Source organism: Lacrimispora amygdalina (assembly GCF_900205965.1).
Lineage (GTDB): Bacteria > Bacillota > Clostridia > Lachnospirales > Lachnospiraceae > Lacrimispora > Lacrimispora amygdalina_A.
Window position 1 is genome coordinate 381,815 of sequence record NZ_OAOF01000001.1, and the last position, 12,421, is coordinate 394,235.

At 41.4% G+C, this 12,421-nt stretch carries 13 protein-coding genes and 1 pseudogene; 3 read left to right on the forward strand and 11 right to left on the reverse strand.

What is annotated here, in order from left to right:
* The first annotated feature begins 319 nt into the window (after window positions 1–319).
* Window positions 320–1,123 carry an ATPase gene (locus CRO04_RS01780; protein ID WP_097002509.1) on the forward strand — a complete coding sequence of 268 codons (804 nt, stop codon included), beginning with the start codon at window positions 320–322 and terminating at the stop codon, window positions 1,121–1,123.
* A gap of 582 nt (window positions 1,124–1,705) precedes the next feature.
* Window positions 1,706–1,852: an IS3 family transposase gene (locus CRO04_RS27375; protein WP_420323202.1), complete on the forward strand. Its 147-nt coding sequence runs from the start codon at window positions 1,706–1,708 to the stop codon at window positions 1,850–1,852.
* 138 nt (window positions 1,853–1,990) lie between these two features.
* Here CRO04_RS27375 and rpsI read toward each other — a convergent pair whose 3' ends face one another.
* The 8 genes and pseudogenes from rpsI to CRO04_RS01825 form a co-directional block, all read right to left on the reverse strand.
* Window positions 1,991–2,383, reverse strand: a complete 393-nt coding sequence (gene rpsI / locus CRO04_RS01790) for a 30S ribosomal protein S9 (RefSeq protein ID WP_097002511.1) — start codon at window positions 2,381–2,383, stop codon at window positions 1,991–1,993.
* 28 nt (window positions 2,384–2,411) lie between these two features.
* Window positions 2,412–2,846, reverse strand: coding sequence for a 50S ribosomal protein L13 (gene rplM, locus CRO04_RS01795; RefSeq protein WP_097002512.1), 435 nt, complete (start codon window positions 2,844–2,846; stop codon window positions 2,412–2,414).
* A 468-nt stretch (window positions 2,847–3,314) separates the two neighbouring features.
* Window positions 3,315–4,049 (reverse strand): annotated as a pseudogene (gene truA, locus CRO04_RS01800) (tRNA pseudouridine(38-40) synthase TruA); the annotation flags it as partial.
* A 15-nt stretch (window positions 4,050–4,064) separates the two neighbouring features.
* Complete coding sequence (locus CRO04_RS01805) at window positions 4,065–4,877, reverse strand: energy-coupling factor transporter transmembrane component T family protein (protein WP_097002514.1); 813 nt, start codon at window positions 4,875–4,877, stop codon at window positions 4,065–4,067.
* A 14-nt stretch (window positions 4,878–4,891) separates the two neighbouring features.
* A complete protein-coding gene (locus CRO04_RS01810) occupies window positions 4,892–5,740 on the reverse strand; it encodes an energy-coupling factor transporter ATPase (protein ID WP_097002515.1) in 849 nt (282 codons plus the stop codon).
* Window positions 5,730–6,635 (reverse strand): energy-coupling factor transporter ATPase, encoded by a 906-nt coding sequence (locus CRO04_RS01815; RefSeq protein ID WP_097002516.1) that lies wholly within the window; start codon window positions 6,633–6,635, stop codon window positions 5,730–5,732. Before CRO04_RS01815 ends, CRO04_RS01810 begins: the two co-directional genes overlap by 11 nt.
* Before the next feature lie 195 nt (window positions 6,636–6,830).
* Window positions 6,831–7,853 (reverse strand): N-acetylmuramoyl-L-alanine amidase family protein, encoded by a 1,023-nt coding sequence (locus tag CRO04_RS01820; RefSeq protein ID WP_097002517.1) that lies wholly within the window; start codon window positions 7,851–7,853, stop codon window positions 6,831–6,833.
* Window positions 7,854–7,875: 22 nt separating this feature from the next.
* Complete coding sequence (locus tag CRO04_RS01825) at window positions 7,876–9,102, reverse strand: N-acetylmuramoyl-L-alanine amidase family protein (protein WP_097002518.1); 1,227 nt, start codon at window positions 9,100–9,102, stop codon at window positions 7,876–7,878.
* 233 nt (window positions 9,103–9,335) lie between these two features.
* Here CRO04_RS01825 and CRO04_RS01830 point away from each other — a divergent pair, with 233 nt between their 5' ends.
* Window positions 9,336–9,980 carry a 4Fe-4S binding protein gene (locus tag CRO04_RS01830; RefSeq protein ID WP_097002519.1) on the forward strand — a complete coding sequence of 215 codons (645 nt, stop codon included), beginning with the start codon at window positions 9,336–9,338 and terminating at the stop codon, window positions 9,978–9,980.
* A gap of 128 nt (window positions 9,981–10,108) precedes the next feature.
* On the opposite strand, the gene CRO04_RS01835 is transcribed toward CRO04_RS01830, so the two are convergent.
* The 3 genes from CRO04_RS01835 to rpsD all read right to left on the reverse strand — a co-directional run bounded on the left by CRO04_RS01835 (window position 10,109) and on the right by rpsD (window position 12,413).
* Window positions 10,109–10,645: a bL17 family ribosomal protein gene (locus tag CRO04_RS01835; protein WP_097002520.1), complete on the reverse strand. Its 537-nt coding sequence runs from the start codon at window positions 10,643–10,645 to the stop codon at window positions 10,109–10,111.
* A 97-nt stretch (window positions 10,646–10,742) separates the two neighbouring features.
* Complete coding sequence (locus CRO04_RS01840) at window positions 10,743–11,711, reverse strand: DNA-directed RNA polymerase subunit alpha (RefSeq protein WP_097002521.1); 969 nt, start codon at window positions 11,709–11,711, stop codon at window positions 10,743–10,745.
* A gap of 108 nt (window positions 11,712–11,819) precedes the next feature.
* Window positions 11,820–12,413 (reverse strand): 30S ribosomal protein S4, encoded by a 594-nt coding sequence (gene rpsD / locus CRO04_RS01845; RefSeq protein WP_097002522.1) that lies wholly within the window; start codon window positions 12,411–12,413, stop codon window positions 11,820–11,822.
* Window positions 12,414–12,421 lie beyond the last annotated feature (8 nt).

Consider the following 12,421-nt stretch of genomic DNA (forward strand, 5'->3'; position numbering starts at 1 on the left):
CAGGTTTGAGGATCCGACTGGATACCTATTAATTGTTTCCTTATTCGAATACGTATTAACTGACCGTGGTTCCGAATTTGGCAATTATTTTTGTAAGAAGTTAGCTTAATTATAGCAGAAATCTTAGAATAGTGCGCAAAAACCTCTACTATTTGAGACAACTTTTCTATTCCGATGTTTCTACTTTGTTTCGCCATTTCAACCATTAACCTGCTGCCTCAATACGTTTTAACAATGTTACTGATTCCTCTTGGGGATATTAATAATTAATGTTGCCACCTTTCAATTTATACGATACACTATAGATATTCCCAAAATCATGTTATTACAAAAGGAGGCAACCAATACGATATACCAAATAATACAAGAAGAGCTAGAAATAATCCATCAAAAAATCGATGTTATACAGGAGCAATTGAGCATCTTACCTCCCGGTAAACTTACTGTTACAAAAAACCAATCCAGATACAAATGGTATATTTCCAACGAAAATCAGCAGTCCTACTTACCGAAATCTCAAAAATCTTTAGCTGAAGAACTTGCGAAAAAGAAGTATCTTTCTTATAAGCTGGAGGAACTTTTACTAGAAAAAAAAGTATGTACTCAATATCTGCAATATTTTGCTAAACCTTATAACAAATCTGAACAGCTTCTAGCCAATCCCCGCTACTTTCCTCTACTAAAATCACACTTTAAACCAAAATCACAAACTCATGATGAGTGGGTAAATACTATCTATACTCAAAATAAAAATCATCCTGAGCATCTGATTCATAAATCCCTCTCAACAAACCTCGTTCGCTCCAAATCGGAAGCCATGATTGATACAGCTCTATTTCAAAACAAAATACCATTCCGTTATGAATGCCTGTTACAATTAGGTGATCTCCCTTTCTTTCCAGATTTCACTATTCTTCATCCAATCACAGATCAAATCTACTATTGGGAACATTTCGGTATGATGGACAATCCTACCTACGCTAAAAATGCATTCTCTAAGCTCCAGATCTATTGTTCATATAATATAGTTCCCTCCATAAATTTAATTACAACCTACGAGACTCGTAATGCACCTCTGGATATTTATCAGATAGAATCAATCATTCATTACTATTTTAGATAAAATGGGGCATTGATAACTTCTTTTTCCCCCCTCTACCCCATATCTCCCATTTTCCGACCTTCTCTATCCCCATTTGGGGCATAGCAGCAGTCGCTTCTTAATTTATGCCCCTCCGTTATGAGCATGCGGGGCATAGTTAAAATCTTTTTCCTACATATGCCCTATCTCTTCATATAATGTCCCCTATAATGTACCCAATAGAGTGGACACGGAAAAATTATTTTTATACCCAACTTTTTGAGCAGCCCCCTTACGTAGACACGATTTTCTATGTCTCATACCTAAAATTTCTGGTTGGTCCCATGTCAGCACAGACAGTTCGCCCAAAGTCGTTTTAGGATCGCCAATACTGTGATATATTAAATTTATTGGAGGTACGTTTTGCCCACGAACAGAAAATTTACAGAGGAGGAAATGAAGATCTAGCAATCCGTGAGCTGCAGGACAAGATGGTCCATCTGGAACAACAGATAGAGTTTTTAAAAAAACCCGTTTTTAATCGCCGCGATAAATGCCGGGTATCTTTTTTCCAGATTCAGCTCGCCCGGGAGAAAGAGAAGAATACACTTTCCGTAAAAGAACTTGATCAAAGCAGACATTGATGACTGGATGGATTATTACAACAAAGGCAGAGGTCAATGGATGCTTGAAAAACTGTCCCCGAACGAATTCTATCATTATATGCAAACTGAAAACGATCCATTATTGGCGCTTCGAAAAGTTGGGTAATCAGTTATGCCCAACATGTCCTTGACACGGGGTACAATTTATCTTTACCTATGCCCCAAAATAGGAATACTCAAATCCAAAGCTATCATGTTAAGAAAAAAATCCCCAGAACATCTCTGTTCTGAGGATTTTTGAATATTATCTCTTTGAGAACTGCGGCGCACGACGAGCTGCCTTTAAGCCGTATTTCTTTCTTTCTTTCATTCTTGGATCTCTTGTTAAATATCCAGCTTTTTTAAGAACTGGACGGAATTCGATGTCTGCTTTAAGTAAAGCTCTTGCGATACCGTGTCTGACTGCACCAGCCTGTCCGGTGAAACCACCGCCGTGAACGTTTACTAAAATGTCGAATTTATCAACTGTCTCTGTTGCTGTTAATGGCTGACGAACTACAACCTTTAATGTCTCAAGACCGAAGTACTGATCGATATCTCTCTTATTGATGGTGATCTTACCTGTACCTGGTACTAAATATACTCTAGCGATAGATTTTTTTCTTCTACCTGTTCCGTAAAATTTTGCATTAGCCATGATAACTTCCTCCTTTCAGCACCTCTGATTAAAATTTGAATTCTAAAACTTCTGGTTTCTGAGCAGCGTTATCATGTTCTGCGCCAGCGTATACGTGAAGTTTTGTTATCATGCTTCTTCCTAAAGGTCCCTTTGGAAGCATTCCCTTAACTGCTAATTCAATAACTCTTTCAGGCTTTTTAGCCATCATTTCTCTTAAAGTAGTTTCTTTCATACCGCCAACATAATCAGAATGGTGGTAATAAATCTTCTGATCTAATTTCTTACCTGTAACTTCAATCTTATCTGCGTTCACTACGATTACATAATCACCGCAATCCATATGTGGTGTGTAAATCGGTTTGTTTTTTCCTCTTAATACTTTAGCTACTTCTGAAGCCAAGCGTCCTAATGTATATCCTGTAGCGTCAACTACGTACCATTTTCTTTCAATTGTTGCTGGACTAGCCATAAAAGTCTTCATTGGACAACCTCCTGTAAATTATGGTGTTTTTATATTACAAAATGCTCATTCCGGGGCTTGGCTTGAACATTTTCGTCTAACGTCACAGTTATACATTATATTACATTTACCCCTGCGTGTCAACCTTTTTTCCTGCAAAAGCATGGGTTTTTTCCTTTAAAATCAAGGTTTTACACGCTGACTCCCAGTTACCATCCATCCATCTCCTGTTTCGTCCGGATAAAAGGTGTAAAATCCATATGCTCTGCCTGAGTTAATCCGGCCTTCCAGTTCTTCATCCTTTACCAATACAGTATGAGCTCCGTTTCTTACTGCCTGATGAACAACCCTGATCAGAAGGCGTTCAAAATCCTCTTCTCTGCATCTGTGTATTACCAGACGTGCCTCCCCATGAGATACAATCCGATCCTGATAAAGAGTGTAGCTCCACTCCTTATTCTCCCCATGAATCTCTTTCTCAAGTTCTTTTTCATACTCAAGGCTCACCAGAGTCAGACCTTTAGCTATAGCTTTCGGTCCTGCCGCATTCCGGTCCCTGGCATCTAAAATCTCTTCCACATGCTCCGGAGGATAAACGCCCATACCAACCTTCATCAATGTTCCTGCAATGATTCTTACCATATTGTATAAAAATCCATTGCCTTTTATCCGGATTGTTATGAGGTCACCCGACTTAAAAACCTCCAGGCTGTAAATAGTACGTACTGTTTCTTCCGCCTGCCCTCTGGCAGTACAGAAGCTTTTAAAATCATGTTCTCCAACCAGATAGGACGCTCCTGCTTTCATCTTCTCCACATCAAGGGGAAAGTAACAGAAATAGCTGTACAGCCTCATGGTGGGAACTTCGATCCTCCGGTTCATAATTTTATATTCATATGTTTTAACACAGTTTTGTTTTCGTGGGTGATAGCCTGACGGAACCTCTTCCGAATGAAGAACCCGGATATCATCAGGCAGCCTTTGATTCAGGGCAAAGCAGATCTTGTCTGCGGGCATTCGGTTCTCTGTATCAAAAACTGCCACATTTCCCTCTGAATGCACTCCGGAATCTGTCCGGCTGGCTCCCGTAACAGTGACAGGCTCCTTTAATAAGTCTGTCAGAGTGCGGTTTAGCACCTCCTCAATGGTAATTCCATTGTTCTGTATCTGCCAGCCGCAGTAATTGGTACCGTCGTAGGCAACGATCATCTTAACCCGTTTCATAAATCCTCCTTTGTTCTAAAAGCTCTGCACGCTCAGGACGCGGAGACCTATGATGACTGCAAGATAAAGAAAATACACCAGGTATGTGATCCTGTCCCGATTTCCATATTGGAGAGGCTTCATTTTTGTCCTGCCTTCTCCGCCCCGGTAACATCTGGCCTCCATCGCCATGGCAAGGTCCGTAGCACGGCGGAATGCAGAGATGAACAGCGGAACCAGCAGGGGAATCATATTTTTCGCCTTCTGGATCAGATTTCCAGTCTCAAAGTCTGCGCCTCTTGCCATCTGCGCCTTCATGATCTTATCGGTTTCTTCCACAAGAATGGGAATGAAGCGCAGAGCAATGGACATCATCATGGACACCTCATGAACCGGGACACGAAAACGGTTTAAGAAATCAAGGCTCCTCTCCAGGCCGTCCGTCAGCTGATTGGGCGTTGTGGTAAGAGTCATAATGGAAGACCCAACTACCAGATAGATCAGTCGGATTCCCATAAATCCCGCCACCATAAGACCTTCTTTTGTAATCTTTAAAAATCCTAAAGTCAGAACTGCCGTACCGGGTGTCAGAAACAGATTGAAGCTGACACTGATCAGCAGCAGAAATACGATGGCTTTTAAGCCTCTGACCATAAACTTAAGAGGAACATTGCTGAGCCGAATGGCTGCTGCAAGAAATACAGTAGCTGCCAGATAAGCCCAGATATCATTTGCAATAAATAGGGATATGATAAAAATCATGGTCCCAAACAGCTTTGTCCGCGGATCCAGCTTATGAAGAATGGATTCCACCGGATAATACTGCCCTAATGTAATATCTTTCAGCATAAATATCTCCCTGTCTATTTTCCCAGAAGCTTCAATATCTTGTCTCTGGCTTCTTCTATTGTTGTAATACTGGTATCAATGGGGACACCGTGGGATTTCAGCGTCTGAACCACATAAGTGATCTCAGGAGCCGCCAGACCCATCGCCTCCAGTTCCTTATAATGCTGAAATACTTCCTTTGGTGTATCGTCAAACACTTTTTCTCCCTGGTTCATCACCAGAATCCGGTCCACATACCGGGCCACATCCTCCATGCTGTGTGAAACCAGAATAATCGTCATCTTCCGTTCCTCATGAAGCCTTTTAATCTGATCCAGAATCTCGTCTCTTCCTTTGGGATCCAGTCCTGCTGTGGGCTCATCAAGAATCAGAACATCCGGGTTCATGGCCAGTACGCCTGCGATTGCTACCCGCCTCTTCTGACCTCCTGATAGCTCAAAGGGAGATCTTTTATAATAGCTCTCATCAAGTCCCACCATGGTAAGTGCTTCTCTCGCCCGTTTAGCAGCTTCTTCCTTGTTCAGACCCTGATTTTTGGGTCCAAAGCAGACATCGGTAAATACATCGATTTCAAAAAGCTGATGCTCCGGATACTGAAATACCAGTCCCACATGACTTCTCAAATTCCGAAGATTATAACCTTCCTCATAAATATTTCTTCCATTATAATATAGTTTTCCATCTGTAGCGCGGAGAAGTCCGTTTAAATGCTGGATCAGCGTGGATTTTCCGGAACCGGTGTGACCGATCAGCCCCACGAATTCTCCATCCGGTATCTCCAGGTTCACATCCTTTAGAGCATGCTGCTCAAAGGCTGTCCCCTTCCCATAAATATAATTAATATGCTCTGCTTTAATTGACATGGTTTCCTCCGTTCTCCAGAATCACTTCTCCAGGAAAACGTTCTGCAAACCGGGGTAAAAGATTCTCCATCAGCTCATCAAGAGTCAATATTCCATCCGGCAGATCAAGTCCCCGTTGTTTTAGCTCAAATGCAAGCTCTGTTACCTGTGGTACATCCAAACGATAGGTTTTTAACTTCTCCACCTGGGAGAATATCTCACGAGGAGTTCCATCCATAACCACCTTGCCTTCATCCATAACAATCACCCTGTCAGCCCCCGTTACCTCTTCCATGTAATGGGTTATAAGAAGTACTGTGATTCCCTCTTTACGGTTCAATTCATGAACCGTTCTTACAACCTCTTTGCGTCCATTGGGGTCTAACATGGCCGTAGGTTCATCCAGAACGATACACTGGGGTCTCATAGCCATTACACCGGCTATGGCGACCCGCTGCTTCTGTCCTCCGGACAGCCTGTTCGGTGATTTTAACCGGTATGCAGCCATTCCAACGCTTTTTAAGCTCTCGTCCACACGTTTCCAGATCTCTTCTGTGGGCACACCAAGATTCTCAGGACCGAATCCCACATCTTCTTCCACAATATTTCCTATGATCTGATTATCCGGGTTTTGAAAAACCATTCCTGTCTTTTTGCGGACTTCCCAAAGGTTTTCCTCCCTGGAGGTATCTAAATCCTGAATCCATACCGTCCCCTCTGTAGGGAGCAATATGGCATTGAGCTGTTTGGCAAAGGTTGACTTACCGGATCCGTTATGACCAAGGATGGCAATGAACTGACCCTTTTCCAGATCCAGGCTCACACCATCAATGGCTCGTTTAATTTCTTCAATATTTTCTTCTTCATCTTTTCTGATATAATCAAAAATCAGTTGAGACGTTTTTATTATTCCCATAGTATGCCTTTCTTTAAAAGTGAAACATCCTTATGCCACATAATTTTAGTTTAATATTGCATAACAGTCAAGCTTCGGTAAGTATCTTTTCCAAAACACAGGGCGAAAAGCACCGATATTAAGCAGGAACACCATTTTACTTTAGAAAAAACAAATAGATGGTACAGATGTTTCCATCTATACCATCTATCTGTTTTATTGTATCCATAAGCCCGATTCATTAACCTTATAAGTTCCGTCAACCGTTGTATTCATAGCCAGGCTTCCGTCTTCATTGAGATAATACCATTTACCCGGAGACGGCTGAATCCACCCGATTGCCATATCTCCGTCGGTATTAAGGAAATACCACACACCATTCAGCTGCTGCCAGCCGGTCTTCATCACAGCATCTGAATCCATATAATACCATTTATTATCAATCTTCTGCCAGCCGGTTGCAGCATAACCATCGGGCTTAAAATAATACCAATTGCCGCTGATCATCTTCCAGCCGTCAGTCACATAATTGCCATCTTCTGCGCGGTACTTCTTACCATTCGGGTAATTAGACCATACACCCAGAGTCTCTCCCAGTTCCTGAACCACGGAATCATCAGAGGTGATGGTATCACCCTCTCTTAAATAATCCTCTTCCGAAGAATCCTTTAATATGGCTTTTACCGTGTAATAATATTTATATCCGCTGTTCATATAAGGTAGAAGATCAACAGATGTGGAAGAGGTCGTCAGGCTTTTAATCCAGATTCCGTTTTCCTGATAAAGAACTATCTGATATCTGGATGCAAAGGGTACTTTCTTCCATGACGCCTTGGTCTTTGCATTATCACTCCAGCCAGCCCGTTCCGGAGATTCCAGTTTTGCAACAGGGATATAAGAGAAGGTGATGACAGTCTCCCCGTCTTCGTTTTTCACAGAAAGCAGTTTTGCACCTTTTATAGAGCAATCCCCTCTCTCGTAAGTACCGGATATCTGAATGGTGCCTTTCACTTTCTTTCCAGGCTCCCAGTCCTCCTCATCCTTACTCCAGCTCGGACTCTCTTCCGAATAATTCACCTTTACAGTCGGAACATTAATTCCATCCGTCCACGAACTCTTGCTGCCATTCTCTACATAGATCTTTAAACTTCCTGAAGCTGATGCTGTTATTCCGGTACCAAGGACCATGATCATGCATAAGAGCAGTAACCATGTTCCTTTCCCTTTTCTCCTAATCATCGATCTCTACTTCCTTTCTCCCCTACTTTCGCCAGATCCCCTCTCCATCTACTCTAAAGCCGCTGATGGTGGTGTTTACTGCCTTAGATCCCTCACCGGGATAAAAATAGAACCAGTTGTTGTCAATCTGCTTCCAGCCTTCCTGCATAACACCCTGGGAATCAGCGTAATACCACTTATTGTTGTAAGAAATCCAGCCAGTGATCAGTGCCCCTTCAATTCCGTTCGTTGTGGAAGGGTTTAAATAATACCATTTATTATCGGATTTAAACCAGCCCTTAAGCATCGCCCCATCACCATTAAAATAATAGGTCTGATCACCCTTTTTCTGCCATCCGGTCAGCATCATGCCATTGCTGTCAAAAAGATACCAGATGTCATTAATCTTAGACCAGTTATTCTTTAAATAAGTTCCATCCGGGTAGCGGTAATACCATGAATTTCCATTCTTAATCCAGCCAACTTCTCCGCTGGATGCAATACTGTCCTGACCTCTTCCATCGGATACTTTCTCCTTAGGTACATATACCTCATCGGATTCAGTCCAGTCACTGTTCTTTCCGTATTTATCCTCAGTATCGCTGTATGGCACTGTACGTACCTTAAAGCTGTAGGTACCAGCTTTTGTCATATACGGATAAAAATTATAAGAAGTTGCTTTCAGTTTCTCTACCTTCTTAATAATGGAGCTTCCACGGTATAAATATACATCATAGGCCTCGGAGCCACTATCCGGTTCGCTCCATCTGGCATTGCCAAAACCAGAATCTCTCCAGTAAGCGTCTTCCGGAGAATCATAGGTCCCTTTAATCGGCTTAAACTTAATGGTTACATACAACGTATCGGAACCGGAACGATTTGAGGAAACGTAGGTACCTCCCTTGACTTTAACATTACTGGACTGATAGCCTCCTTTAAATGCATATTCATCAGAATCCGTAGCATGCAGTGTTATCTTCATCTTCGGTTCATAACCAATCTTCATTTCCTTATTATCAGATGTAATCCAGTTTAAGTCTGTCACTTCGTATCTGTCGTTATTGGCGTAAACATAATTGCCACTTTCCGATGTTGTAGAAAAAGAATTTTCAGAGGGGAGTGTATCTCCCATTGTGATATCTTCCAAACCTACATTAATCGTTACAGACGATATAGTTTTTACGGAAGCTGCCATTGCATCAAATGGTATACTGGCCGTCAATACCCCCAATGCAGAGACAATAGTCATCAGTCTCTTTAAACGCTTCATACTTAATACCTCCCGTTTTTATTTTAGCGCATTTTTAACATTAGAACCATAATATTCTACATTTTACATTATAGCCCTGAAAGCAATTGTCCGTCAACTTACGATATTCTTTCTTTATTCTTGCGTTTCTTAAGGGGAAGGTGGTCATTCATTTGTGAGACTGTGATGTAGTCACAGATAAAAATCCACAAATCCCTATAATAATATAATGTAATTCATTTTAGGAGGAGTCTATGAAAACTTTATCTTCAATATGGAAAAAATATTCTTTCCTGCTGTTAATCGCCTTTGTCACTCTTAGTCTTTTTGATCTTCGTTTCGCAGTTGCTGCTGCCGTCTGTATGATCGCCCCAATTACTGTATCACTTTTCAAAGGACGATACTGGTGTGGCAACCTCTGTCCGCGGGGCAGCTTTTACGACAATATTGTATCAAGATTCAGTAACAAAAAGCCTGTGCCTAAATTTCTGAAGTCAAACGGATTTCGAATTTTTATGGTCGTTTTCATGCTGGGAATGTTCGGCTTTGGAATAAAGCAAAACTGGGGGAATCTATATGGAATCGGTATGGTATTTTACCGTATTATCGTTGTTACTACCATTGTTGGTGTTGTACTCTCCTTATTCTTCAATCATCGTACCTGGTGTAACTTCTGCCCTATGGGAACGATTGCATCATGGATCAGCCGGCTTCGGAAAAGCAACCGCGTACTGAAAGTATCTGATTCCTGTGTTTCCTGCAAACTATGTCAAAAAAAATGCCCCATTGGCATTGTACCTTATGATTATAAAGGAAATTTATTAAGTCATCCGGATTGCATTCAATGCGGAAAATGTGTTTCAGCCTGTCCCAAAAGCGCAATTGGCTATCACAAATAATATATCTCTTCAAAAGCATTAAGCGTGTTGCAGAACTGTTTCTACAAATGGTTTTGCAGCACGTTCTTTGTTTATAAACAAAAAATTCCCAATATGAAATTTCTTCCATATCGGGAATCAAATTGTTTTTATACAAGCTCAAGAACAACTTCCATCGCTGCATCACCTTTACGCTGGCCGATCTTAACGATACGTGTGTAACCACCGTTGCGGGAAACATACTTTGGTGCAACCTCATCGAACAGCTTCTTTGGAAGATCAACAGACTTTGTGTTTTTCTTTCTTCCTGCTGCTTCAGACGGAACTTCTGTTACGTCGTAAAGGACCTTTAACATCTGTCTTCTTGCATGAAGTCTGGAAGGAAGATCTTTTTTGATCTCTTTTTCTACTTCATCATAAACAGTTACTTTCTTGCCGTTTACAACTTCTTTTACTCTCTTACCGTCTTTATCTTTACGTGCAACTTTCGCAGTAACCTTAACAGTTTCGAAGTTATCCTTCTCTTTTACTGCCAGAGCAATCAGACCTTCTGCAACCTTGCGGATTTCTTTTGCTCTTGCTTCTGTTGTCACGATCTTGCCATTATATATTAATGCAGTTACCTGGCTTCTGATTAATGCTTTTCTCTGACTGGAAGTTTTTCCCAGTTTTCTATATCCTGCCATCTCAATATTCCTCCATTTGTGGAACACTGATACATGCTTCTTCGGTCTTACTGTATCAGTGCTTAATCTCCATAAATCAACTGCTTAAGCGGTCCAATTATGCATTGGTATCATCGCTTGGGTTAAGCTGTAATCCCAGTTCCTTTAACTTTGCCAGTACCTCTTCTAAGGATTTGCGGCCTAAGTTACGTACCTTCATCATATCTTCTGAAGTTCTGTTGCACAGTTCTTCTACCGTATTGATTCCAGCTCTCTTGAGACAATTATAGGAACGGACAGAAAGCTCCAGTTCATCTATATTCATCTCCAGAACTTTTTCCTTCTCATTGTCTTCCTTTTCCACCATAACTTCTGCAGTCTTGGCGTTCTCAGACAGATCAATGAATAAGTTTAAATGCTCACTCAGTACCTTTGCAGCCAGGCTGACTGCTTCATCCGGTGCCAGAGTTCCATTTGTAAATACATCTAAAGTCAGCTTATCATAATCGGTAACCTGACCTACTCGGGTGTTTTCTACCGTCATGTTGACGCGCTCTACTGGTGTATAAATAGAATCAACAGCAATCACACCTATCGGTAAATCTTCACTCTTATTCTTGTCTGCACTCACATAGCCACGGCCCTTTGTGATGGTAAGTTCCATATAGAACTTACTGTCGGTACCGCCGCTAAGTGTAGCGATAACCTGATCCGGGTTCATGATCTCAATATCGGGATCCGCCTGGATATCCGCTGCAGTTACCACACCCTCGCCTTCAAACTCGATGTATGCAACCTTAGCTTCATTGGTATCGCTGTTGTTTTTAATAGATAAGCTCTTGATGTTCATAATGATCTCAGTTACATCTTCCTTAACTCCGGGAATTGAACTGAATTCATGCAAAACGCCGTCGATTTTTACCTGACTGACTGCAGCGCCCGGTAAGGAAGAAAGCATGATTCTTCTTAAGGAATTACCTAAAGTCGTGCCATAACCTCTTTCAAGCGGTTCAACTACAAACTTGCCATATTTTTTGTCTTCTGAGATTTCAGCAATCTCAATGTTTGGTTTTTCAAAATCGAACACTAATAGCCCCTCCTTTTGGGTATTTTGTATCGAGGGTCTTATACTCAAACCTTGCCCGGAAGCAAAGTGCCCCCGGGCGAAAGCCAGCTTCTATCAACAGACTTTCAATTATTTGGAGTACAACTCGACGATAAGCATCTCATTCACTGGAACATCAATCTCATCTCTTGTTGGTAACTCTTTAACAGTACCACGTAAATTCTCATGGTCAACATCAAGCCATGCCGGAACCATACGGCCAGCTGTCGTTTCCTGAACACTTTTAAATCTTGCATTGGTTTTGCATTTTTCTTTTACTTCTATTACATCACCAGCCTTAACTAAGAAGGAAGGGATATTTACGCATTTACCATTTACAAGAATGCTCTTGTGGTCAACCATCTGTCTGGTCTCTCTTCTGGTTCTTCCGAATCCCATACGGAATACTACGTTGTCAAGTCTTCTCTCAAGAAGAATCATAAGGTTTTCACCAACCATACCATTCATTCTCTCAGCCTTGGCATAATAGTTACGGAAAGGTTTCTCAAGCACGCCGTAGATGAATTTAGCTTTCTGCTTTTCTCTCAGCTGAATGCCGTATTCACTCATCTTTCTGTTAGCTCTTTTTAATTCTCTGTTTGATTTTTTATCTATTCCTAAATAGATCGGATCAAGACCAAGGGATCTACATCTTTTAAGAACAGGAACTCTATCAACTGCCACTGTAATTA